Origin of the sequence: Rhizobium sp. L9, from assembly GCF_002531885.1 — a bacterium.
In the GTDB taxonomy this organism is placed as follows: domain Bacteria; phylum Pseudomonadota; class Alphaproteobacteria; order Rhizobiales; family Rhizobiaceae; genus Rhizobium.
Genome location: NZ_NWSZ01000027.1, coordinates 1 through 23,137 on the forward strand (window position 1 = coordinate 1; position 23,137 = coordinate 23,137).

Consider the following 23,137-nt stretch of genomic DNA (forward strand, 5'->3'; position numbering starts at 1 on the left):
CAGTAGACATCGCCGTGATGATAGTCGAAGACATATTCATGCGTCATCGATGCATAGACGAGGTAACCGCCGGTCGTATGCAACACGCCTTTCGGCTTTCCGGTGGAGCCAGAGGTGTAGAGGATGAACAGCGGATCCTCCGCCTTCATCTTCACCGGCGGGCATTCAGGCTTAACCGTAGCGATCTCCTGATGGTACCAGATGTCGAGGCCCGGCGCCCAGCCGGTCTTGCCACCGGTACGCCGCACCACGAGGACCTTGTCGACGATGACATGCTGACGGGCGGCGATATGGATTGCCGTATCGGTATTGTCTTTCAGCGGTACCGGCTTGCCGCCGCGCACGCCTTCGTCGCAGGTGATCACAAAGGTGGACTCGCAGTCGACAATACGACCGGCCAGCGCTTCCGGCGAGAAGCCGCCGAACACGACCGAATGAACTGCGCCGATGCGGGCGCAGGCGAGCATCGCATAGGCCGCCTCGGGAATCATCGGCATATAGATGGTAACGCGATCACCCTTCTTGACGCCGTGCTTCTTCATGACGTTCGCCATACGGCAAACCTGCTCATAGAGCTCGTTGTAGGTGATCTTCTTGTCGACGTAGGGATTGTCGCCCTCGAAGATGATCGCCGTCTGATTGCCGTTGGTCTTCAGGTGCCGGTCGATACAGTTGTACGAAACGTTCGTCTGCCCGTCCTCGAACCACTTGATCTGGACCCGGCCGGTGAAAGACGTGTTCTTGACCTTCGTGTAGGGTTTGAACCAATCGATCCGTTTGCCATGCTTGCCCCAGAACTTGTCCGGATCCTCGACGCTCTCCTCGTACCATTTCAGGTACTTCTCCCGGTCTATGAATGCTCGTTCCCGGATGACGCGCGGTACGGTATAGCGCTCGAGGACCACGGTTTAGCTCCTTGATATTGGCTTCTATGAGCTGATTTACGTCCGGTCGACGAGAATCTTGAAGCCTTTATGTTCGATTGATCTTCCGACCCATTCGTCGGTTTGCTTCCCGCCATAGGCCCACTACAACGGCAGCTTGGACAGTAACCAGCCTCGACCGTTACATCATTTCCGGCCGTCTGATCGCGGAGCCGTCGCTGAACCGGCTCAGCCTGTAGGGTGAGATGTCTGTGATCGGGGTCTCGTTCATCACGATCTCGCTGACCAACCGACCGGCACCCGGTCCAATGGCAAAGCCGTGCCCGCTGAACCCCGCCGCTATCACGTAACCAGGCAGGTGCTCCACTCTAGAAATGACGGGGACGAGATCTGGCGAAGTATCGATGAGCCCTCCCCACGCGCGCTCGACCCCGATGCCCTTGAGCGCGGGGTATTCGCGTTCGAGGTTCTTCAATGCCAGCTTCACAAGATCCGCATCCGGCGCAGGATCGAGGATGCGGTTTTTTTCGAACGGCGAGACTTCATCGTTCTCCCAGCTGCTGATAGCATCGGGCCCATTCCAGAAGCTGCTGTTCAGACGGTACTTCAACTTCTTGCCGATCTTGCTGCGATACATCTGGTAGAATTTGAGCGCATATCGCATCCCCCGCGGCGTGATGTCGAGCGTGCCACGTCCCGGTACGGCGATCGTGTAGGCGCCGTCTGTCCGGCGCCGCAACACGAAGTTTGAAGCCGAGAGGCATCCTGCTTGAATGATCTCGGGGGCGGGAGTCGTCTTAATTGCGGTCCCGGAGATGTTTGCGACGGGAAGCTCGATGCCATATCGATGAGAAAACCGGGAAGCCCATGCCCCGCCAGCGCAAACAACGGTGCCGGCTTTCACAAGTCCCCGCTCTGTCCACACGCCTGTCACCCGGCCGTTGCTAATGTCGAGGCCCCGAACGGCGCAGTTTTGATGGAGTGATACGCCGCTTTCCTTCGCGGCCTCGGCGATGGCAGGCACAGCAAGACTAGGCTCAGCTCTCCCGTCGGTCGGAGACCAAACTCCGCCGATCCACGAGGATGTGCCACCTGAAGCGCGCTCATTGGCCTCGGATGCGCTGAGGAGCTGGCTATGAAATCCTTGAAGACGTGCAGCCTGGCCCCACTTTTCCCATCGGGCGACATCAGCCTCGTTTTTCGTGCAGTAAAGGATCCCGGTTCGGCGGAAGCCGAGGTCGCGACCGGTCTCGGTGCTCAGTTCCTCCCAGCGCCGCAGACTGTACATGGCCAGCGCAAGTTCATAGAGGTCGCGGTTTTGCTGGCGAACCCATCCCCAGTTGCGGCTCGACTGCTCGCCACCGACAATGCCTTTTTCGAGCAGGGCTACGGATACCCCTTTGCGCGCAAGCTCATAGGCCGTGCAGGTACCCACGATCCCCGCCCCGATGACGACGACGTCAACCTGGGTTGGAAAAGAGGCGCTATCACTTACTTTCTGAACCTGCACCGGCATAGTCACTATTCCTCTGGCATCGTGCTCCAGTCATCACCGACAGGAACGATAAAGGCTTGGCAATTAGTCGTCGTGAACACGGGGATATTCCCGATGCTCGGAGCGTGACGCGTGTAGCGGCGCATGTCTCTTCTGCCCGCGCGCGAGGGTGTTTCTCAGCTGTGATCGCCGCGGACATCGAGCGCATCGCGCAGCCCGTCGCCGATGAAATTGAAGCTTGTGACAGCGATCGTTATGGCCGCGCCGGGAATGATCGCCAGCCAAGGCGCCGTCCCCAGATATTGCTGTGCGCCGTTCAGCATATTACCCCAGCTGGGCAGCGGCGGCTGAATTCCGTAGCCAAGGAAGCTGATATAGGCCTCCATCAGGATCGCGCGCGCGACGGTCAGGGTCGCGGCAACGATGATCGGACCCATGGCATTGGGAAGGATTTCGCGGAACATGATGTGCGTTGCGCTCAGTCCCAACATGCGGCTGGCCAGCACGAATTCGCGCTCGCGCAAAGAGCGAACCTCCGCCTCGACGATACGGGCAACTTCCATCCAGCTTGTAGCAGCGATGACGACGGTAATCATAATCGGGCTTGGCTTCAATGCGGCGGCAAGAGCAAGTACGAGGAAGATGGATGGGAAGGAAAGGAAGCCATCCACGGCACGCATCAGCACCGTGCCGACCACGCCGCCCCTATATCCGGCCACCACGCCGACAAGGGTTCCGATCAGCGTCGACAACAGCATCGCCGAGAAACCGACCAGGAGCGAAATCCGCCCCGCCATGAACAAGCGGGCGGCCAGGTCTCGTCCCAGCGGGTCCGTGCCGAGATAATGTTGCCCGGTCAGGGGCGGAGCGAAGCGGGCGCGCAGATCGATATAAAGTGAATCGTACGGCAACAGGTGGGGCCCCAGGACGCAGGCCAGCGTCAGCAGAACGATCATCACCATTCCAATGAGGGCCAGATGGTGCTTGATGAAGCGGTGCGCAGTTCGGCTGTTCCACCAGCGCTCCCGGGGTGAATTTGCGGCAATGGCGGTCATGATGGCTGACTCCTGATGAGCGTTCATGGCGCTTAACTCAGACGGATACGGGGATCGATAATGGCAACAACGATATCGGCGGCGAGGTTGCTCACCACGACAAGGATCGCCGAGAACATGAGCAATCCCATCACCACGGGGTAGTCGCTGTAGCCGAGACTGTCGAGGAACAGGCGTCCCATGCCCGGCCAGGTAAACACCGTCTCGGTGACCAGAGCACCCGTCAGGACGCTGGGAAGCTGCATCCCAAGGAGCGTGATCATCGGCAGGAGGGCATTGCCGATGACATGTTTCATCAGGATACGACGCTCGCTTAGTCCTTTGGCGCGGGCGGTCTTGATGAACTCCTGATTGATAACGTCGAGAGTAGCCGTTCGCATGTAGCGGCTCCAGATGGCTACATGCACGAGCGCAAGCACGACACTGGGCAGAATGAGATGGTGGAGATAGTTCAGAACGGATTCGTCACCGATCGTGTACATGTTGCCGGCTGGCAGCCAGCCAAGTCTGAGCGAGAAGACGTAGATCCCGATCAGTCCGAACCAGAAAGTCGGGATCGAAAGGGCCACCATGGCACCGACTGTCGCCATATAATCGAAAACCGAATAACGCTTTACAGCGCCGCGAACACCAATCCACGTACCGATAGCGATCGCGATCACCGTGGACGAGCCCATCAGCAGCAGCGTTGCCATGAGGTGCCGTCCAATCACCTCGAGAACTGGTGCCCCGTCGCGGAAGGAGTGTCCCCAGTCTCCTGTCAACAGGCGCCAGGCCCAATCCAGATACTGCACCCACAGAGGACGGTTCAGGCCCAACTGCTCCGCCAGTCGGTTCAAGTCGTCCTGAGTCATGCTCGCATCGAGCCCGAATTGTGCCAGGGGGCCGCCCGGAATCAGGTTGAGGACCACGAAGCCGATGACGGAAACGATCAGGAGCAGTACGAGGCTCTGAGCGAACCGGTTAATTAGGAAGCTGCGCATTCAGGCTCTCCCTGTGATAGCGTCAACAGAAGTCGCCGCCGCGAGGCGCGGCGGCGACGGCGGGAGGTGAACTCAGCTCTTCCAGCGCCAGCCGGCAGCATGCCAGGATGCCGTGCGCGTGTTCGTGTTCGGCTCCCAGCCTTCAAGGCCTTCCTTCTTGCCAACCACATAGGTGGCGGCAAACAGAGGAAGGAAGGGAAGGTCCTGACGCACGATTTCCTGGATACGGTAGTAGATTTCACGACGCGCTTCCGGATCGAAGGTCTGGGCGCCCTTCTTCAGCAGCGCATCCACTTCCGGATTGGAATACTGGCCGACGTTCGATCCCTTTCCACCCTTCGCGGCAATCGCGCTGCTCGCAAGACGATTGGTTGCATCGGGGTCGGCGGCGATCAGATGCGTAACGCCCGAGATCGCCGTGTCGAATTGTGACTTCAGCCAGAATTCGCCAAACATGACGGCCGCCGGCAGATTCGAGATCGTCATCTGGACGCCAATTTCTGCGAACGTTTGCTGCAGGAACTGCTGCACCTGCTCACGGAGATTGTTGCCCGATGTCGTCGAATTGTTGAATGCGAGCTTCACGCCGTTCTTTTCACGGATCCCATCCGACCCCGGTACCCAACCGGCGTCGTCGAGGAGCTTGCGTGCGGCGTCGAGATTGAATTCCTGTGCCGGAAGCTTCGGATTGAAGTAGAACGACTCCTTCGGCATGAAGGTTTCGGTCGTTGTCACCACGCCGAAATAGAGGGCGTCGATGATCGCCGCTCTGTCCATTGCAGCATAGAGTGCCTGACGCACCGCCAGTTCCTTGAACTGCGGCCGCTCGAGATTGAGATAGAACGATTCGACAGAGGCACCGGGGACCAGGCTCACCACGCGGCCCGGCAATTTGCTGGCTTCGTCGTAGTGGTCGGGCGTGATGTACGCCTGGTCTGTGAGGTCGATGTCGCCGCTCTTGAATTGGGTGTAGAGCACCGTCTGGTCGGGGATGTATTTGAATACAACCTGTTCGACATAGGGGCCGTCCCCAAAGTAATCCGTGTTCGCTGCCAGCTCGAGATGGTCGCCGGCCACGCGCTGGCTCCACTTGAAGGCGCCCGTGCCGACGGGTGCCTGGTTGAAGGCTGCTGCGTTCGGATCGGCCTCATTCTCGAGAAGGTGCTTTGGCACGATGAAGGTCTCGGTGAGAAACGACAGGTAAGGAGCAAAGACCTGCTCCATCCGCCAGGTGATTTCAGTTGGCGAAACCACCGTTAGGTCGCGCACCAAGGAATGACCGCCTGTGCGCCACGCTCGGAATTTCGGATTGGTGATCAGTTCGAGGGTGAACTTCACGTCCTCAGCCGTAAACGGCTTGCCGTCATGCCAGCGAACATCATCACGCAGGCGAACGCGCCAGTTCAGGCCATCCGCCGAGATGCCGCCGTTCTTCTGCGTGGGCACTTCTAGCGCAAGATTGGGCTGAAGCACGCCTTGCGGATCCATGCGAAAGAGGGCGTCGAAGAGCGAGAAATGGACCGCATCGTCCGTTTCGATATGTGCCATGAGCGGATTGAACACGGTCGGTTCCTGCGAAAGCCCGACCACGACGCGACCGGCAGGTTTCTTGTCCTGTGCCCAGGCAATGTCAGGCTTGCCAATCAGGTTGGGGGCAGCAAAGCATGCAATGCCGCCGGCTGCCATGAGGCGCAGTGCGTCGCGCCGAGAAATATTCGTTTTGGTCGTAGACTCTTTTGTCATTTCATTCCCTCTCTTTTTGCTCATTAGGAACCTACTGCCGTGAGCCGATTACACTTTCGCAATTGTCTCTGCTTCGTTCTCCTGGGATTGCTGCCACAAGTTCACGCGTGTAATCGGATTGGGGTTTCAGGAAAATCTGAGACGGCGGGCCGCGCTCGACGACCCGGCCCTTCTGCATCACAGCAATTTCGTCGCAGATCTGGCTGGCGACACGAAGATCATGCGTGATGAAGACCATTGATACGCCGGTCTCGCGCTGGATTTGGTCAAGCAGCTTGAGGATCTGGGCCTGGATGGACACGTCGAGCGCGGAGACTGCTTCGTCGGCAATCAGCAGCTTGGGCTTGAACATCAAGGCCCGCGCGATGCCGATGCGCTGGCGCTGACCACCCGAAAATTCGTGCGGGTAGCGGCCGAAGGCGCCAGCATCGAGACCGACATGAGATAGCAACGCCCGCGCTTCGTCGCGCGCCTGCGCGTAGGGCATCCCATGTGCGACGGGCCCGACGGTCAAAATCTGACCGATAGTTGAGCGCGGATTTAGCGAGGCAAAGGGATCCTGAAAAATCATCTGAATCCGAGGACGCAGCGGCCGGAACTCGGATTCAGAGAGCTTGACGATGTCCTTGCCCTCAAACAGGATTTGACCGCTGTCGCTGTCCTGAAGCTTGATCAGGAGTCTCCCCAACGACGACTTTCCGGAGCCGCTTTCGCCGACAATGCCAAGGGTGCGGCCAGCAGCCAAGGTGAATGAGGCGTCCTGCACTGCAGGCACGACACGCTGACTTCCGAACAGCGCACTGCCGCTGCGATAAGTCTTGCACAAGCCTTTGACGGTCAGAATTGCCTCGTCGCTCGTTTGCACCTTGAGTTTTCTGTCCTCGCCCGTGAGGCGCGGAACGGCTGCGATCAAGCGCTGGGTGTAGGGGTGGCTGGGTGATTTGAGAATCTGATCGGCGGTGCCCTGCTCGACAATCCGCCCTTTCTCCATAACAACGACACTGTCGGCGATTTCTGCCACCACCCCGAAGTCGTGGGTGATGAACATGACGCTCATTCCCTTGCGGCGTTGGATGTCTCGGATGAGCTTCAGGATCTGCGCCTGCGTGGTTACGTCAAGGGCTGTCGTGGGTTCGTCTGCTATCAGCACGGTCGGCTCAAGGGCCAGCGCCATCGCGATCATGACCCGCTGGCGTTGACCACCGGAAAGCCGGAAGGGATACTGGTGGTACATCAATGCCGAATCCGGCAGGCCCACTTCAGTCAACAATTGGAGGGCGCGGTCACGGCGCGAGGCCTTGTTGCCCACACCATGAGCCGCCATCGCTTCAGTAACCTGCTCGCCCACCGTCATCAGCGGGTTGAGCGCCGAAAGCGGATCCTGAAAGATCATGGACACGACGCGGCCGCGCAGCTGGCGCAGCTTTTTTGTCGGCGCGCCGACTATGGTCGTTCCATCGAGATTGATGGCACCCGATGAGACCGGAATAATCTTGGGCAAGAGACCCATGATGGTGTTTGCGGTTACAGACTTGCCCGATCCAGACTCGCCGATGATGCAAAGGATCTGGCCACGCTTGAGGTCGAAGGATACATTTTCGACGGCATGAGCCCGTTCCATGCCTTTTGGCAGGTCGACTGTCAGGGCACGCACCGAAAGCGCTGCGTCGCCTGCTGTAACAGCTTCAGTCGCCATCGATATATCTCCTTTTCTACGCAGCTTCTTGATTGAGTTTTCGTCGCTGCCTTACGCGTGCTGCTCATTGCCTCTCGAGCGGTGCACAGCTTATTCTAGGATCTCATTTGCAACCAATCGGCTTTGGTTCTGTGACTAATATAAGATTGGTCTTGCCATTGGTGTCAATATAGATCAAATTGGTTTCGCAAAATATTTGTTGGAGGTCATATGAGCGTGGTGTTGAAAGACTTCATTGAAGCGGAAGGTCTGGAACCAGGTGATCGACTCCCCCCGGAGCGCGACCTGGCGCTGAAACTCGGGCTGCCGCGTACCGCCCTTAGGAGGATGCTCAGTTCGCTGGAGAAGGAAGGCCGCCTTATCAGGCACGTCGGCAGAGGCACCTTTATCGCTGGCAGCGGTGTGAGCTCGAGCGCCCTTCGCCCGCCGGCTACCTATGAAGGAGACACATTCCGCACCTATCCGGCGGAAGTCTTTGAGGCTCGGCTGATCATAGAACCCAAGATCGCGGCATTGGCAGCATTACGCGCGACCAGGCAGGAAGTCGAAGAAATGCAGAAATCAATCGCCCGGGGCAATGCGTCGGAATCTATGGGCGAGTTCGAGAAGTGGGACGCCGTTTTTCATCGCATCATCGTCCAATCCGCGCGTAACGGTCTTCTTGCCTCCCTCTATGAAGGCATACACGCAGTACGGGCGGGAAACCTCTGGGGGAAGATGAAAGAACAATCGCTGACCTCAGAGCGCATGACGGCCTATATCGTCAGCCATCAGGCAATCCTGGACGCAATCAAGGATCGTGACAGCAGAGAGGCCGAGCGAACGATGTACGACCACATCATTGAAGCCAGGACCAACATACTCGGACCTAGCATTTGAGAAATTGGTCTGAGCAATTGGTCTCCAGGCGTGTTCTCACGTGTCCCGCCGTGACCGTCTCGGTTGCGTTCTCGCCATTTGACGCAGAGGTCGGCGCCGAAGTGTTGCCAAATTGCGCGCTTCAGGGAGCAACCTGTCGCCGAAGCCAGGAGAGGAAGGTTCGTTTTCTGGCATCGCCTTCGAAAGGAAGTCGGCTCAACAGGATGTAGCTGTAGCCGTTGCCGGAGAACCCGTGGGGAGCGACCAGTTGCCCGCTTTCCACAGCGTCGGCGACGAGCGGCTCTGGGCCGATCGCAGCACCCAGCCCAGCGATTGCCGCCTCGATACTCAGATAAAAATGCTCGAAAACCTGGCTGCCGGGTGGGTTTGGATCTGCGATTTGGTTGTCGGAGATGTACCGCGTCCACGCATCTCGACGGGTGGCCGAATGAATGCGAGGCAAGCAGAGGATTTCATCTCTGCCGGAAGCTAACAGCCTTGGCGCGCACACGGGGCCGACGCGTTCCTCGACTACCGTTTCCACAAACAGTTCCGGCGGCCAGCTGAAATCGCTTCTCCGTAGCGCCAGATCTATATGACTTCTGTCGAAGTTCACAGGGCCACCGGCGGCAAAGACGTGAACCTCAATCTCAGGATGAAGTGCGTTAAACAACGGAAGGCGCGGAATCAGCCAGCGCTGCGTGAATGTCGGTTCACATGAAAGTACAAGGGGTGCCGAGCCGCCACCCTTGATTTCGTCGCAACACTCGCTGATCTGGCGAAACACTTCGCTCATCGTCATTAGCAGACGCCGCCCTGGATCGGTCAGAAAAACGGCCCTGTTTCTTCGTTCGAAAAGGGCCACTCCCAAGTCGTCCTCAAGCAAGCGGATTTGTTTGCTGACGGCGCTGTGTGTAACGAACAATTCATCGCCGGCACGCCCGAAATTCAAATGCCGTGCAGCTGCTTCAAACACTCTGAGCGCGGATAAAGATGGGAATCGTGCGGCCATATCTGTGAGTTAAAGTGATGGATTTCAGTCAGAATTGATCGTTTTTCCGGCAAAAGCAATAGCGCTAGTATCTCCTCGTCACACGAAAACCGATAGGACGGCGACTTTGAAGGTAGGAATTCTGGCCGATGATCTGACAAGTGCAACGGATGGCGCCGCACCATTCGTGAGTATGGGGCACAGATGCCTTGTCTTCACCGATTACCGGCGATCATCGCCGGAAGATGTGGCGATCACCTCTATTAACAAGGCAAGCCGGGCCGCATCCGTGAAGGACGCTGTCGATCGGGCGACACAGGCGGCAAAAAGCCTGGCATCCGCAGAAATTCTTTACAATACCGTTGATTCCACCATTCGCGGCCACGTTGGAGCTGAGATAGAAGCCGCGCTCGCGGCGTCTGGCCGGACCATCGCAGTTGTCGCTCCAGCTTTCCCTGCAGGCGGACGCACTACTAAAGGAGGGCGTCAGCTTCTTCATGGCGTGCCGTTGGAGGAAACCGAGTTTGCAAAGGACCCGCTCCACCCCATAGCGGACTCGCACCTTCGGTATCTGTTTCGAGATATCCCGCAGGCTGAGATCCGTCACCTTGGGCTTGCGGAACTCCGTGTATTGAAGGCCGGCGAACTGACCGCGGATCACCGGAAGTTGTTGATCGCCGATGCAACAACGCAGGAAGATCTGGCCCGGCTGGTGAAATCGGCGGCGGATCCGAAGTCCATCCTTTGGTGCGGTTCTCCAGGACTGGCAATCGCATTGGCAGACTATGTGGGTCGCGCCGATGACCCCACACTGTTGCCCCTCGCGGCGGCGATCAATCTCTTCGTCGTTGGCAGCGTCAATCCCCTGAGCCGCGAGCAATGCTCACGGCTGATGAGAACTGGCACCGTCCGGCAGATCATCATCGACGCAGAGGTGGCGTCTCGCTCGGCCGACCTCGCAGCCGAAAACGCCGCTGCCCAATACAGACAATCCGGAACCAGCGGTGACGTTATTCTAACCACGTCGGACCGTGGTACCTCCGCCGCTCCTCGGTCTATCGCAATCGCTCTTGGCAAGGCTGTCCGCGCGATTATGGAGCATTATCCGGTGACCGGACTCTTCCTGACTGGCGGTGACACCGCCGAATCCGTTCTGAAGGAACTCGAGATCGGCTCTCTCAATCTCCTCGGCGAGGTCGAGCCGGGCATCCCGGTGGGCCGCACGAACGGCCCCCATCCTGTTCACATCATCACAAAGGCGGGCGGCTTCGGCTCGTCCAATATCCTGCTGAAATCAGCCGAATTGCTTCGGGGCCTCTGGCTTGGAGATAAGAAATGAAAAAACCTGCTGGCATAACGATGGGCGATCCCTGTGGAATCGGCCCGGAAATCATCGCGCGCGTTTTCGCGGACGGACTGCCGGAGCAGGCGGTGGTGATCGGCGACGCAAAGGTGATGGAACGCGCGGTTCGGGCCTTGGCTCTTCCTCTCCAAGTGCAGCCCATCGCGTCGGTCGATGAGGCGGTCCCCGACGCGACGCTCATACCCGTACTCAATATCTCGGATCTGCCGGACGATATGCCGATCGGTCAGGTGGACGCTCGCGCCGGGCGCGCAAGCTACGACTATGTCGTGCGAGCGATCGACGAAGCGCTGGCAGGAAACCTCGGGGCAATCGTGACCGCTCCGATCAACAAGGAGGCAATGAAGAAGGCCGGGCTCAATTATCCCGGCCACACCGAAATCCTCGCCGAGCGGTCGGGGACCGACAAGTTTGCGATGATGCTGGCCAACGACGAGTTGCGTGTCATTCTTGTGACGATCCACGTGTCGTTGCGCGACGCAATCGACTTGGTGACGCAGGATTCGGTGTTCAGAACGATCGAATTGGCGCACAAGGCAGGCGAGGCTTATGGCATCGCATCGCCCCGCGTTGCGGTCGCCGGCCTCAATCCCCATGCCGGTGAAAACGGCATGTTCGGGCGTGAAGATCTCGACATCATCGCGCCGGCGATCAGGCGCGCTCAGGAATGTGGAATAGACGCTTCCGGCCCGTGGCCCGGAGACACGGTTTTCATGCGGGCCCGCAAGGGCGAGTTCGACATCGTCGTTGCACAATACCACGATCAGGGGCTCATTCCGGTCAAGTATTTCGGCATCGACAAAGGCGTCAACGTCACCATCGGCTTGCCCTTCATCCGTACCAGCGTCGATCACGGCACCGCATTCGATATCGCGGGCCGGGGCACGGCCGACCATTCCTCTCTTCGCTATGCCTTCGATCAGGCCCTGCTTCTCAACGCAATTTAGGAGCGCTTTCGATGCCCCAGACTCCCGACTTCATTTTCATGCTGACCAATCAGGATCGGACCGTTGCCGACGCGGCCGAGCGCCTCAAGGATGTGCTTGCCGCAGGCATCAGACATGTGGGGTTCAAGGATATTGGCCTCCCGTTCGATGAACTTTTGGGCCTTGCTTCTGCGATCAAGAGGGCGGGCGCGACGCTCTATTTGGAAGTTGTCAGCCTCGACGAGGAGAGCGAGCGCCGGTCCGCGCAGGCCGCCGTTGACATTGGCGTCGACATTCTGATGGGTGGAACCCGACCGAATGTCGTTTTGCCAATTATCGCTGGGAGGAACATCCAGTACTATCCCTTCCCCGGCAAGATCGTGGGACATCCGAGCAGGCTCGAAGGGACGATCGAAACAATTGTGGAAAGTGCCCGGCAATTGACGGCGATCCAGGGTGTGAGCGGTCTCGATCTGCTCGCCTATCGCTTCAACGGCGATGTCGAAGCGTTGATGACGTGCGTGTGCGAAGCGGTCGAAAAGCCTGTCGTCGTTGCCGGATCGATCGACAGTCCCGAAAGGATGGCGGCCGTCGTACGATCCGGAGCCGCAGGTTTTACCATCGGCACGGCGGCTTTCAATGGGGCGTTCTCAGGCAGTTCCAATCTGCGGTTGGAGGTCGAGATGGAGATCGACGTGCTCACGCGGATTCAGGCTGACGCGGGTGATATCACGCTGTCACCATTAACCGCCGACTGAATCGAACCTTCACCAACCATTAATTTCGATCTTTACCTTTTAGCGCCAAGGTGAATTTCGAATTTGGAGATCAGATAGATGGATCTAACGACGTTCGACCCCTCCACTCGCTTAGCGGCCACGACCACCCTCGAGACGCTGGAAACGCCCTGTCTGGTTCTCGACGCGGAGCGGATGGACCGGAATATCACCCGTCTCCGGAACCGGCTCGATGGCATGGGCGTGTCGCTTCGACCGCATCTGAAAACCGCGAAGTCTATCGACGTGGCCCGGCGGGTCATGAGTGCGCCCGAGGGACCGGCGACGGTTTCCACGCTGAAGGAAGCCGAGAAATTCGCGGCCGATGGGGTTCGCGACATGATCTATGCGGTCGGCATCGCGCCGGCAAAGCTTGCACGTGTCGTTGAGCTGCGCTCCAAGGGCGTCGATCTCGTGGTCGTACTGGATACCCTCGAGCAGGCGCAGGCGGTTGCCGCGGCGTCCCGAGACGCCGGAAAGCGGATCCCAGCCATGATCGAGATCGACTGCGATGGCCATCGCTCGGGTGTGGTGGCCGCCAATCATGCTCAGTTGCTGGAGATCGGAAAGATCCTGGCGGCAGGGGCTGAGCTGCGTGGCGTTCTGACCCATGCTGGGGATAGCTATAAGGGTGGGGGCGTCGCGGAGCAGAAGCGTTATGCGGAAGCGGAGCGCTTGGCCGTTGTTGATGCCGGGCGTCTTCTGCGCGATGGGGGTCTGCCGTGCCCGGTCGTCAGTGTCGGTTCGACGCCAACGGCCCACCACGCGAAGGACCTTACTGGAGTGACCGAAGTCCGCGCCGGCGTGTTCGTGTTCTTCGATCTGGTAATGGCAGGCATCGGCATTTGCCAAGTCGACGACATCGCGCTCAGCGTTCTGGCGACGGTAATCGGCCATCAGCGCGAAAAGGGTTGGATCATCACCGATGGCGGATGGATGTCGCTGTCGCGTGACCGTGGCACCGGCAAGCAGGCCGTCGATCAGGGATACGGCCTCGTCTGCGACCTCGAGGGCAACGCCTATCTCGACATCATTGTTGCCGATGCAAATCAGGAGCATGGAATTATAGCCGTGCGACCCGGGTCGGACGCTCGCCTGCCTGACCTGGCGGTCGGAGACAGGGTGCGGATCCTGCCGAACCATGCTTGCGCAACCGCAGCACAGCACTCAGTCTATCATGTTGTCCGCGGTGGCTCGCATGCAGTTGAGACCTGCTGGCCGCGCTTCGGAGGCTGGTGATGTCGGACGTCGTGACCATCTATACCGACCTCGCGCCCCGCCCTGCGGGTCATTATGTCCAGGCCAAACTGGCGGGCGAGCATCTATATATATCAGGGCAGCTCCCGATTCGGCCGGATGGGGCGCCGCTTCCCGACAATGAGTTCGAGACGCAGGCGGGGCAGGCTATCGAGAATATGCTGGCGGTTCTCGAAGCCGCAGGCGGCAGCCCGGACAATCTCGTCAGGGTGACGGCCTACATCGTTGGCGTCAGCAACTGGCCGCGCTTCAACCAGGTTTATGCAGCGCGGCTGGGAGAGGCGCGCCCGGCGCGCTCAGTGGTTCCGGTGCCCGAACTGCACTACGGCTATCTCGTCGAGATCGACGCGGTCGCCGTTCTCGCGCGAGACGCTCCGGCGCGGCAGACAGAAAACAGCTCCGACTAATCAATTCAGGTCAGCCACGATGTCACCATTCCTCAAACGCATACAGAGCGATCAAGAGCTTCCAGCCAAGGCCGACGTCGTCGTCATCGGCGGCGGCATTATCGGCGCATCGGCGGCATTTTTTCTCGCAGAGCGGGGGCTCTCCGTTGCCTTGATTGAAAAGGGATATGTCGGGGGTGAGCAGTCAAGCCGAAACTGGGGCTGGTGCCGGCGGCAGAACCGCGATGAGCGCGAACTGCCGCTCTCGGGGGTTTCCATGCAGGCGTGGGACCAATTTGCTGCGAAAATCGACGAAGACGTCGGCTTCCGCCAATGCGGCCTGTTCTATGCGACAGATAACCCGCAGCAGCTGGCGGAATGGGAACAATGGCTTGATCTTGCCCGGCAATTCAACGTCAATACGAAGATGCTGACTGCCCAGGAGGCGCATGACAGAATTCCCGCGCAAGGCCGCCGGTGGCTTGGCGGCGTCCATTCCGTCGATGATGGGAAGGGCGAGCCGGCCATTGCGGCGCCGACGATCGCGAATGGTGCCCGGAAGTTCGGAGCGACGATCCACCAGGAATGCGCTGCGAGAGGCCTCGATATCGTCAATGGTGCAGTTGCGGGCGTCATCACGGAAAAAGGTATCATCAGATCGCAGGCCGTTCTGAACGCCGGCGGTGCGTGGGCCTCCCTGTTCTGTCGCCAGTACGGCGTACAGTTCCCGCAGGCAAGCGTGCGCCAAACCGCAATTCGTACACGCCCTACAACGAGTCTCGGCGAGGCGATTTATACACCGGAGTGCTCGCTGACCCGCAGGCTGGATGGCAGTTACACGCTTGCGATCAGCGGCAGGGCGACCTTGGATATCACGCCGCAGGGCCTCCGCTATGCGCGCTGGTTCATGCCGATGTTTCTGAAGCGACTGAAAGCGGTCCAGATCGGCATTGGGAGATCGATGTTTCACGGACCGGAAGCCTTCGCCCGCTGGAACGAGAATGGGGTTTCGCCGTTCGAGCGAATCCGCGTTCTCGATCCAAGACCGAGCCGCAGGACGATCGCGGCTATTCTGAAAGGCGTCACCGAACAGTTCCCGGCACTAAGGGGCATTGAGATCGCCGACAGCTGGGGCGCCTATGTGGATTGCACACCGGACGCGGTGCCCGTCATCTCGGCGTCCGATCATGTGAAAGGGCTTTATTTGGCCGCGGGCGGTTCCGGCCATGGCTTCGGCATTGGCCCGGGCGTCGGCCGCCTGGCAGCCGACCTGGTTGCGAACGATAGGCCTTGCGTCGATCCCGCGCCCTTTCGGCTGTCGCGCTTCTTTGACGGCTCCACAGTGAAGGTAGGCGGTCTCTGACCGTGCGGGAAGGCCAGTGCAGGACAGATTTTCCTAGCCGACGCTGTCCAGCGTCTTGCAATATATGCCGACCAGCAGCACGAACCAGGGGGTTCCGAAGTGCCCCGGGACAGCTGGTCACGCCTGAGGGAGGAGTTTGCGAAAGGCCGTGCTTGTTTCCTTCGAACGATAAGAAGGAGGCGAACGGAGCGCCCCCTCTCATCATAGCAACAGCGCCTGAGCCCTGTTTTCAAGCACGCTTGAGGGCTGGCTCCAGGCCAACGGCGGCGGCTAGCCCACCGATGTCCTTGATCTCGGTGTATTCGTAAAAAGGATTGGCCGGCTCATGGCCGCGGTTGACCCAGACCTTGCTCTTGATGCCCAGGTCATAGGCAGTCATCAGGTCGTAGCGGAAGGATGAGGACACATGAGTGATGTCTTCCGGTCCGCAGCCGAGCTTGTCGAGCATGTATTCGAAGCCCTTCATCAGAGGTTTGTATGCCCCGACTTCTTCTGCCGTGATTACCATATGGACGGGTGCGCCCAGTTTTTCCACGTTCGACATGATCAGGCTTTTCATGGAGTTCGACAAGATGACCAGCGGAATTTCCTTGGCCACTTTGGACAGGCCAGCCGGAACGTCCGGGTGCGGACCCCAGGTTGGCACCTCATCATAGATCCGTTGCGCGTCTTCGGGTTTGAACGGGATACCGATACGTTTGCAACTGCGTTCGATTGAATTGTGAACCACTTCGACGAACGGTTTCCATGGGCCCAGCACCTCGTCAAGGCGATAGCCCCTGAAAGCCTCGATGAAGGCTGACATCGCTTCAGGGGAGAGGCGCTCGCCGTAGACGCGTCGCGCTGCGCCGGCCATGTCGAAATTGGTGAGCGTTCCGTAGCAGTCGAAGGTCACGTACTTCGGTCGAAATTCAGTCATCGGATGTATTCCTTCCAATTTTCATGGCACGGTGTGCCTATCCAAGGTCATGTGGCGGGCATGCCGCCTGTCTAAGAGGTCGCGGTCCCGACGGACCCCCAATGCGGACGCGGCAGGTACCTTTGCGAATCTGGTCAATTTCCTCTGCCTTTTCAGATACCTGGCCAATCCACTAAAGCGGATCAATCCGACGTGTTCGCTGCATTCCGACCAGTGGGAGCACACTGGCATAACTTTTGGACAATGGCAACCGATTGTCCAACAATTTTTGGACCTTCGGCCCTGAAATTTCCCGGCGACGTGTGCGCCTCGCCACTAAAACAGCCATCAGAAGCCACCTATTTCGTTGAATAAACAATGCTTTTCTTCTTGGGCAAGCTTGAAGTCATCAAAAAAGCTGAAATTGATCCCCTTCGTCATAGAAATAAATTGTTGTACAAAAATTGAAGTATGACATACTGAGGTCATCGAAACTGCCCTTCCGAGGCAGGACGGGAATGAGTTTGAAGATGGGTTACAAGCATCAATGCGGGCCAGCCCGCGTCCCTGAGCTTTCCGAGGCGTGCCATACCGTGGGCACTGCAGAAGCCGAACGAATTGCCGAGCGACTATATGGCACGCGCGGCTCGGCAACGCGCTTTGAAACAGAAAAGGACGACACGTTCCTCCTCGACTGCGCCGCCCAGGGGAAGTTTGTATTGAAGATCGCTCATCCTTCGGAGCGGATCGAGGAACTCGATTTCCAGGTGTCGCTGATGCGTCATCTGGAGCAGCGAGCCCCTGATCTACCAATCCCCCGCACATTTCGCGATGTCGACGGGGCGGAGTTGCCGATTGTCACTACGAGTGGCGGCGAGCGGCGAGTCGTGCGTCTTATTACCTTCCTTGCCGGCACCCCGCTCGACCGGACATCTTGCACAGCTCCACAGCGTGAACGGATCGGCGAAATCCTGGCAAAACTGCGTCATTCCATGGCCGATTTCTCGCACCCCGCGGACGGCCGGACGGTGGCATGGGACGTCACCCATCTGCTCGACCTGACCGATCTGCTGAGTTTCATCCCTGAGGGCGGCAAGCGGGCCTGGACCGTCCGTGCACTCGAGCGGTTTGCCGAAATCAAGCCGAAGCTCGATCTGTGCCGGCGGCAAGTGCTCCACAACGACTTCAATACGTCGAACCTGGTCGTCGATCACACCAATCCACAGTTCCTGACCGGCGTCATCGACTTCGGCGATGCGGTTCGTACCGCCATCGCCGTCGATGTCTCTACGGCGTTGATGAACCAGATGCCAAAAACGTTCGACCATGGGAACCGGCGAGACCTGTTCGACGAAGCGCGCGACGTTCTGCGCGGTTATCTCCGCCATGCCGAACTGACGGATGAGGAGCTCCGGCTCATTCCCTTCCTGTCGATGGGACGTCTTGCGGTTCGTGCGCTGCTGACATGCTGGCGCGCAGAGATCTTCCCCGAGAATGGCCGCTATATCCTGCGCAATACAGAAGCCGGCTGGGCCCACCTCGAGTGGTTTCACTCAATTTCGACCGCACAGATTTGCGATCTTCTGGCACGATAGGAACGACAATGTCCAAACAAGCGACTACCCTGCCCAAGGGCTTCCGTGGCGACATGCCAAATGGCTTCAACCCTCAGGACACGTCTCATCTCACAAGTGAAGATCTGGCGCATGTCGCCAGGCGGCAAAGGCTGCTCGGGCCTGCTTATCGGCTCTTCTACAAGTCGCCAGTTGAGATCTGCCGTGCGAAGGGCGTCTTCCTCTATGACAAGCACGGTAACGAATATCTTGATGCCTACAACAACGTGGTTTCGCTGGGTCACTCTCATCCGCGTGTCGTCGAGGCGATCCAGAAGCAGCTCGAGGTACTCTGTACCCACACGCGCTACATGCAGGAGCCGCTGCTGGACTATGCCGAAGCCCTGATCAATACGTTCGGTGGCGAACTCGGCCGGACCGGATGCGCGATGTTCACATGCACGGGCTCGGAAGCCAACGATCTCGCCTTGCGGATCGCACGCTACCACACACGCAAAACCGGCGTCATCGTCACGGCGGAAGCCTATCACGGCAACAGCGGCGCGGTGGCGGCAATCTCGCCGTCGCTCGGCAGGAAGTCGGCTTTGGATCCCTATCTTCGCACGGTTGCCGCGCCGGATTCCTATCGCCTGCCCGTCGAGGAAATCGGCCGGCGGATGGCGGAGGATGTCGCACGACAGATCGCCGACATGGAGCGGCATGGCGGCGGACTAGCGGCCTTCATCGCAGATTCCGTCTTCTCTTCCGATGGTCTCTACGTCGATCCGACGGACGTATTGGCGCCGGTGGCGGAAGTTGTGCGCAAGGCTGGTGGCCTGTTCATTGCCGACGAGGTGCAATCCGGATTCGGGCGGACCGGCACCCATCTTTGGGGCCACAACCGTCACAAAGTCGATCCGGATATCGTCACAATGGGCAAACCCATGGGCAACGGCTATCCCGTTGCCGGCGTGGTGCTGCGGCCCGAACTCGTTGCCGAATTCGGATCCAGCATGCGCTACTTCAATACGTTTGGCGGCAACTCCGTCGCTATCGCCGCAGCAAGAGCCGTGCTCGACACGATTCTCGAGGAAGGCCTGTTGGACAATGCCGTCAAGGTCGGCGGCGAAATTCTCGACGGCCTCCGGAGTCTGCAGAAAAAATACGAATTTGTCGGCGATGTTCGTGGGGCCGGCCTCTATTTCGCCGTTGAACTCATTACGGACAGAGACCGGAAAACACCCGACATGGACCGAGCGCTTGCGGCGGTCAATGCCCTGCGCGACAGGCGCATCCTTATTTCCGCGACGGGAGCGGACGCACATATCCTGAAGATCAGGCCCCCGCTCATCTTCACATCGGCCAACGCGGCGCGTTTGCTCGAAGGCGTCGACGAGGCGCTTCGGTCCGTGCAGATCTAGGAGCCGCCAGCATGCAGCGCAGAGGTACGATGTCATCTCCCTTGCCCTGCGCCGCCGCATGTGGCGTAGGTATACGACATAAACAACGAGCAAAGCCAAAGCCATGCCGTCGCTGCCCGCCAAGAACCGAGCCGAAGATCCAGAGATGAACGTCGAGCCGCCCAGCAGCGCAGTGGAGGTCCTGACTCACGCCTTGCGACGGCGAATCTTGTCAGGGGACTTCCAACCGGGCGAGTTCCTACGCGACGTGAAGATGTGCGAAGAGCATTCGACCTCGCGGCACACATTCCGTACAGCAGCCCAGGTGCTCGTCACGCAAGGTCTGTTGCGTCAGATACCGAACCGGGGCTTTGTGGTGCCCGAATTCGGGCCAGACGATATTGTCGATATCACGCGGGTGCGCGGCGCCATTGAGGGCGAGGCCATACGTCTGATCGTGCTGACCGGCATTATCCCCTCTCAGGCGCTGGAGGCGGTCGATGTCATGCACAGGTCGACGCTGTCCTCCGACAGATCCTTGCTGGTTGCTGCGGACCGCGACTTCCACCGGGCGATCATCGCCTCCAGCGGTAGCCCTCGGCTCAAGCGGACCTACTCGGACCTTGAGGGCGAGATCGAGCTTCTTCTCGCACAGCGGCAGGATTTCTACTCCACCGCTGAAGAAATGGCGGAAGAACACGAGCGGCTCATCAACAGCTTGAGGAGCCGTCACTACGATACGGCGCGGGATGCATTCCAGGAGCATTGGGAAGATCTCCAGATCAAATTGCTCGATCAACGCTGACCAGCGCTCCCTGGGAATGTGACGTTTCGGAAAAGACCGCCTCTCGGGCGGCGCTGAGGATGCCGGCGACGCGGGTTCGACGCCAATCGCATGCCCGGTAACGGTCGCCGGCAGTCAACTTGAGCCACGGAATCCTTACTCCCGACGTGGGCGGCTCAGCCACTACCCGGGAGGTTACCGAGGCCGTCTGCGACGCGATCCACTCTTCGATTTTCTAGAGACACGTGGCCGACGATGACTTGGAACGATCACAAAGCAAGGAAGCCATTTCGCCGGCGCCATCCTCATCAGTGGGAATTAGCCAATGAAACTTGATCGGATTGACGTCAAGATACTGAACGCACTGCAGACGAATGGCCGGATGACGAATGTCGAGCTTTCGGAAATGGTCAACCTCTCGCCAAGTCCCTGTTTGTTGCGGGTAAGAAAGCTGGAGGCGATGGGCTATATTCAGGGCTACTCTGCGCAGATCAATATCGCAAAACTGGGTCAGACGCTGACGGTGTTCACCGAAATCACGCTGAAAAACCACCGTCAGCGGGACTTCGCGAGATTTATCAGCGCTATCGAGAAGGTCGATCAGGTTATCGAGTGCCATTTGGTTTCGGGAGGCTACGACTATCTCGTAAAATTTGTCACCACCGGAATCGACGAGTACCAGACGATCATTGAACAGCTCCTCGATTTGGAGATCGGCATTGACAAGTACTTCACCTTCGTCGTCCTGAAATCGCCCCTGATCAAAGTGCATTTGCCGCTTGAAAGCATGCTCCAGTGTACCAGACCTCGACAGCCGGCATCTCGTGCCGCTGGAATGATGAGAGACCACAACTGAAGAACAGGCTATGGGTGCCCATCATTTCAAAGCGGCGGAGCCGTGGATGTTGCGAGAGCGGGAGCGCCATGCTCAAGGCTAGAAAGGGAAAACGCCAATGCAGACTCAGATCGGGCCAGCCCTCGGAGCGCTGCGGCAATGCTGTGGAAGACAGCCAGCATTGCATCTAAGGAGCCGCCCGTCAGAATGGTCGTACCTGTTGACACGCAGCATAAACGTAAAGGACGATGAAAAAGCGTTTGCGGCTCTTGTTTCGCGGGAATTCGGATAATCGACCTTGCCGGAATATTCAGTGCATCTTCGTGATCGCCACGCGCGCGGACGCCTTTGCGGCGAGACGCTTTTTGCCTGTGGCAGTCACATCTGTCCAATGTCGCCGCATCGCACTTCGGATTTTCTGTCAGCCAATAGCTTGGCTCGCAAGGCAGAAAATTTGGACGGCCGGTGTTTCAGATCGACCCGCCGCACCGCGAACCATCGCAACGACGCTACCCTCCTTAGGCAGCCCCCAATCCGCAAGCGATGACGAAAGGCCGGTCTGTTCAGGGATATCGACTCTTACAATGCGACCTTCCTTGCCCGAGAGGATGAAGGCAAGCAAGTCCCTCGCCTGTTCCGGGCTTTCCGCAACGACGGGCCCGACGACTTCACCCTTTCCGAACAACCGGGTTGCCGCAAATGCGACGATACGATCACCTTTCCGGATGGCGGCGAAACTCCCCTCCATCGCTAGGACGTTGTATATCGCGTCACGGTCGGCCCCGAATGCCATACGATCGAGCGCTTTGATTGCCGGCAGCGCGTCAGGCCCGATCCACTCAACATTCTCAGGAGCATCGACGTGGCTAGCGACCCCCTGGTGGCGAATGATTTGGTGTGTCGCGACGAATCCGAGTTTTTCATATAGAGGGAAGCCGTCATTCGTCGCCGTCAATCGGCATTCACGCTCACCAGCGAGTTCCAACACGGCGGTGGTCAATTTTCTTCCCACCCCCAGGCCTCGCTGGCTTTCATCGACAATAATCATGTTAATGGCAGAGCAGGTGTCGCCGAAGGGAGTCATGAGGGCGGTACCCACAACCCGGTCGCCGGCGAGCGCAACGCGTCCTTCGCTCAGAGACCGTATCATTTCCCAGTCTTCCCTCCTGTGCGCCCAACCCACTGCACGCGACAGCGCGAGGGCTCCGCCCACATGATGAGCCTCGAAAGGGGCAAGAATGATCGATTCCGTTTGCATGAGTTCATCCATTCGTAGGTCTCCTGCTCACCATTGATAAGAGCGAAGGATCTATGAAGCCGCGGCGGAGAAGCGAGACTCCTGGCCGTACCGGACGACGAGTAAAGAGCGACGGACAAACCGCCCATCAGGTTCAAATCTCGGCGACCGAAACGGCTTGCCTGCCGCCACGCCCCGTCCCGCCTGCAGATGCGAAGATGCACGTTATGACGGCATCGTTTGCTCGAATGATCAGGTGACGGTGACGAAAATCTTCCGCACCGTCTCGATCGTCTTCCAGACCCCGACGTAGCCCGGCTTCATCACGAAGCTGTCGCCGGCTCGATAAATGACCGGGTTCTTGTCCTTCTCCGTCAGTTCGATCACACCGTGTATAAGATGGCAAAATTCGAAGGTTTCGCCCTTGATGGAGTGCGTTTCACCGGGCGTCGCCTCGAAAACACCGATATTGACCTTGCCGTCCTTGGCGGTGTCCTGCAGCCACGTCTTGAAAGCGGGGCTGCCCGAAATGAGGCGATCCGGCTCGGCAGTTCTATGCTTCGGCTCGAAGGATGGATCCGGGTCGATGGTTTTCAGTAGGGACATTCATCTCTCCTATTCTTGCTACATATACCTGCGTCATTGTTCCGTCTT

21 protein-coding genes are annotated in these 23,137 nt (G+C 58.8%); 11 read left to right on the plus strand and 10 right to left on the minus strand.

The window, feature by feature from the left end:
• The 6 genes from CO660_RS24930 to CO660_RS24955 form a co-directional block, all read right to left on the minus strand.
• The coding region (locus CO660_RS24930; protein WP_141504907.1) for an AMP-binding protein at positions 1-905 on the minus strand (905 nt) is incomplete at its 3' end.
• 160 nt (positions 906-1,065) lie between these two features.
• A complete protein-coding gene (locus CO660_RS24935; RefSeq protein WP_097600997.1) occupies positions 1,066-2,400 on the minus strand; it encodes an FAD-binding oxidoreductase in 1,335 nt (444 codons plus the stop codon).
• A 155-nt stretch (positions 2,401-2,555) separates the two neighbouring features.
• Entirely contained in the window at positions 2,556-3,434 is an 879-nt protein-coding gene (locus CO660_RS24940; protein WP_097601078.1) for an ABC transporter permease, read from the minus strand.
• Positions 3,435-3,466: 32 nt separating this feature from the next.
• A complete protein-coding gene (locus tag CO660_RS24945; protein ID WP_097600998.1) occupies positions 3,467-4,417 on the minus strand; it encodes an ABC transporter permease in 951 nt (316 codons plus the stop codon).
• A gap of 72 nt (positions 4,418-4,489) precedes the next feature.
• A complete protein-coding gene (locus CO660_RS24950) occupies positions 4,490-6,160 on the minus strand; it encodes a peptide ABC transporter substrate-binding protein (protein ID WP_097600999.1) in 1,671 nt (556 codons plus the stop codon).
• 31 nt (positions 6,161-6,191) lie between these two features.
• The gene (locus CO660_RS24955; protein ID WP_097601000.1) at positions 6,192-7,862 is read right to left on the minus strand and encodes an ABC transporter ATP-binding protein; all 1,671 of its coding nucleotides are present in this window, start codon (positions 7,860-7,862) and stop codon (positions 6,192-6,194) included.
• A gap of 204 nt (positions 7,863-8,066) precedes the next feature.
• On the opposite strand from CO660_RS24955, the gene CO660_RS24960 reads away from it, so the two are divergent.
• On the plus strand, positions 8,067-8,735 hold the full coding sequence (locus CO660_RS24960) for an FCD domain-containing protein (protein WP_097601001.1): 669 nt from the start codon (positions 8,067-8,069) through the stop codon (positions 8,733-8,735).
• Between the two features lie 121 nt (positions 8,736-8,856).
• On the opposite strand, the gene CO660_RS24965 is transcribed toward CO660_RS24960, so the two are convergent.
• Positions 8,857-9,726: a LysR substrate-binding domain-containing protein gene (locus CO660_RS24965; protein WP_097601002.1), complete on the minus strand. Its 870-nt coding sequence runs from the start codon at positions 9,724-9,726 to the stop codon at positions 8,857-8,859.
• A 106-nt stretch (positions 9,727-9,832) separates the two neighbouring features.
• On the opposite strand from CO660_RS24965, the gene CO660_RS24970 reads away from it, so the two are divergent.
• The 6 genes from CO660_RS24970 to CO660_RS24995 all read left to right on the plus strand — a co-directional run bounded on the left by CO660_RS24970 (position 9,833) and on the right by CO660_RS24995 (position 15,776).
• Positions 9,833-11,044 carry a four-carbon acid sugar kinase family protein gene (locus CO660_RS24970; protein ID WP_097601003.1) on the plus strand — a complete coding sequence of 404 codons (1,212 nt, stop codon included), beginning with the start codon at positions 9,833-9,835 and terminating at the stop codon, positions 11,042-11,044.
• Positions 11,041-12,015 (plus strand): 4-hydroxythreonine-4-phosphate dehydrogenase PdxA, encoded by a 975-nt coding sequence (gene pdxA, locus CO660_RS24975; protein WP_097601004.1) that lies wholly within the window; start codon positions 11,041-11,043, stop codon positions 12,013-12,015. The genes CO660_RS24970 and pdxA overlap by 4 nt, the downstream gene beginning before the upstream one ends.
• A gap of 11 nt (positions 12,016-12,026) precedes the next feature.
• A complete protein-coding gene (locus CO660_RS24980) occupies positions 12,027-12,752 on the plus strand; it encodes a 4-hydroxythreonine-4-phosphate dehydrogenase (RefSeq protein WP_097601005.1) in 726 nt (241 codons plus the stop codon).
• A gap of 78 nt (positions 12,753-12,830) precedes the next feature.
• On the plus strand, positions 12,831-14,009 hold the full coding sequence (locus CO660_RS24985; RefSeq protein WP_097601006.1) for a DSD1 family PLP-dependent enzyme: 1,179 nt from the start codon (positions 12,831-12,833) through the stop codon (positions 14,007-14,009).
• Positions 14,009-14,434, plus strand: a complete 426-nt coding sequence (locus CO660_RS24990) for a RidA family protein (RefSeq protein ID WP_097601007.1) — start codon at positions 14,009-14,011, stop codon at positions 14,432-14,434. Before CO660_RS24985 ends, CO660_RS24990 begins: the two co-directional genes overlap by 1 nt.
• A 19-nt stretch (positions 14,435-14,453) precedes the next feature.
• On the plus strand, positions 14,454-15,776 hold the full coding sequence (locus CO660_RS24995; protein WP_097601008.1) for an FAD-binding oxidoreductase: 1,323 nt from the start codon (positions 14,454-14,456) through the stop codon (positions 15,774-15,776).
• A gap of 229 nt (positions 15,777-16,005) precedes the next feature.
• Here CO660_RS24995 and CO660_RS25000 read toward each other — a convergent pair whose 3' ends face one another.
• Positions 16,006-16,695: a haloacid dehalogenase type II gene (locus CO660_RS25000; protein WP_097601009.1), complete on the minus strand. Its 690-nt coding sequence runs from the start codon at positions 16,693-16,695 to the stop codon at positions 16,006-16,008.
• Between the two features lie 497 nt (positions 16,696-17,192).
• Here CO660_RS25000 and CO660_RS25005 point away from each other — a divergent pair, with 497 nt between their 5' ends.
• The 4 genes from CO660_RS25005 (at position 17,193) to CO660_RS25020 (ending at position 21,267) form a co-directional block, all read left to right on the plus strand.
• Positions 17,193-18,269, plus strand: a complete 1,077-nt coding sequence (locus CO660_RS25005) for a phosphotransferase (protein WP_176536374.1) — start codon at positions 17,193-17,195, stop codon at positions 18,267-18,269.
• 8 nt (positions 18,270-18,277) lie between these two features.
• The gene (locus tag CO660_RS25010; RefSeq protein ID WP_097601010.1) at positions 18,278-19,648 is read left to right on the plus strand and encodes an aspartate aminotransferase family protein; all 1,371 of its coding nucleotides are present in this window, start codon (positions 18,278-18,280) and stop codon (positions 19,646-19,648) included.
• A gap of 103 nt (positions 19,649-19,751) precedes the next feature.
• Entirely contained in the window at positions 19,752-20,432 is a 681-nt protein-coding gene (locus CO660_RS25015) for a GntR family transcriptional regulator (protein WP_097601011.1), read from the plus strand.
• Between the two features lie 304 nt (positions 20,433-20,736).
• Complete coding sequence (locus tag CO660_RS25020) at positions 20,737-21,267, plus strand: Lrp/AsnC family transcriptional regulator (protein WP_097601012.1); 531 nt, start codon at positions 20,737-20,739, stop codon at positions 21,265-21,267.
• A 400-nt stretch (positions 21,268-21,667) separates the two neighbouring features.
• Here CO660_RS25020 and CO660_RS25025 read toward each other — a convergent pair whose 3' ends face one another.
• Together CO660_RS25025 and CO660_RS25030 are read right to left on the minus strand one after the other, a co-directional pair.
• On the minus strand, positions 21,668-22,516 hold the full coding sequence (locus CO660_RS25025; RefSeq protein ID WP_097601013.1) for a GNAT family N-acetyltransferase: 849 nt from the start codon (positions 22,514-22,516) through the stop codon (positions 21,668-21,670).
• 219 nt (positions 22,517-22,735) lie between these two features.
• Positions 22,736-23,089, minus strand: coding sequence for a cupin domain-containing protein (locus CO660_RS25030; protein WP_097601014.1), 354 nt, complete (start codon positions 23,087-23,089; stop codon positions 22,736-22,738).
• Positions 23,090-23,137: the final 48 nt, after the last annotated feature.

Bases quoted from the DNA above. Each gene is read 5' to 3' on its own strand.
- CO660_RS24935 (WP_097600997.1), bottom strand. From the start codon at position 2,400: ATGCCGGTGCAGGTTCAGAAAGTAAGTGATAGCGCCTCTTTTCCAACC.
- CO660_RS24940 (WP_097601078.1), bottom strand. From the start codon at position 3,434: ATGACCGCCATTGCCGCAAATTCACCCCGGGAGCGCTGGTGGAACAGC.
- CO660_RS24945 (WP_097600998.1), bottom strand. From the start codon at position 4,417: ATGCGCAGCTTCCTAATTAACCGGTTCGCTCAGAGCCTCGTACTGCTC.
- CO660_RS24950 (WP_097600999.1), bottom strand. From the start codon at position 6,160: ATGACAAAAGAGTCTACGACCAAAACGAATATTTCTCGGCGCGACGCA.
- CO660_RS24960 (WP_097601001.1), top strand. From the start codon at position 8,067: ATGAGCGTGGTGTTGAAAGACTTCATTGAAGCGGAAGGTCTGGAACCA.
- CO660_RS24965 (WP_097601002.1), bottom strand. From the start codon at position 9,726: ATGGCCGCACGATTCCCATCTTTATCCGCGCTCAGAGTGTTTGAAGCA.
- pdxA (WP_097601004.1), top strand. From the start codon at position 11,041: ATGAAAAAACCTGCTGGCATAACGATGGGCGATCCCTGTGGAATCGGC.
- CO660_RS24980 (WP_097601005.1), top strand. From the start codon at position 12,027: ATGCCCCAGACTCCCGACTTCATTTTCATGCTGACCAATCAGGATCGG.
- CO660_RS24985 (WP_097601006.1), top strand. From the start codon at position 12,831: ATGGATCTAACGACGTTCGACCCCTCCACTCGCTTAGCGGCCACGACC.
- CO660_RS24990 (WP_097601007.1), top strand. From the start codon at position 14,009: ATGTCGGACGTCGTGACCATCTATACCGACCTCGCGCCCCGCCCTGCG.
- CO660_RS24995 (WP_097601008.1), top strand. From the start codon at position 14,454: ATGTCACCATTCCTCAAACGCATACAGAGCGATCAAGAGCTTCCAGCC.
- CO660_RS25000 (WP_097601009.1), bottom strand. From the start codon at position 16,695: ATGACTGAATTTCGACCGAAGTACGTGACCTTCGACTGCTACGGAACG.
- CO660_RS25005 (WP_176536374.1), top strand. From the start codon at position 17,193: ATGAGTTTGAAGATGGGTTACAAGCATCAATGCGGGCCAGCCCGCGTC.
- CO660_RS25010 (WP_097601010.1), top strand. From the start codon at position 18,278: ATGTCCAAACAAGCGACTACCCTGCCCAAGGGCTTCCGTGGCGACATG.
- CO660_RS25015 (WP_097601011.1), top strand. From the start codon at position 19,752: ATGCCGTCGCTGCCCGCCAAGAACCGAGCCGAAGATCCAGAGATGAAC.
- CO660_RS25020 (WP_097601012.1), top strand. From the start codon at position 20,737: ATGAAACTTGATCGGATTGACGTCAAGATACTGAACGCACTGCAGACG.
- CO660_RS25025 (WP_097601013.1), bottom strand. From the start codon at position 22,516: ATGGATGAACTCATGCAAACGGAATCGATCATTCTTGCCCCTTTCGAG.
- CO660_RS25030 (WP_097601014.1), bottom strand. From the start codon at position 23,089: ATGTCCCTACTGAAAACCATCGACCCGGATCCATCCTTCGAGCCGAAG.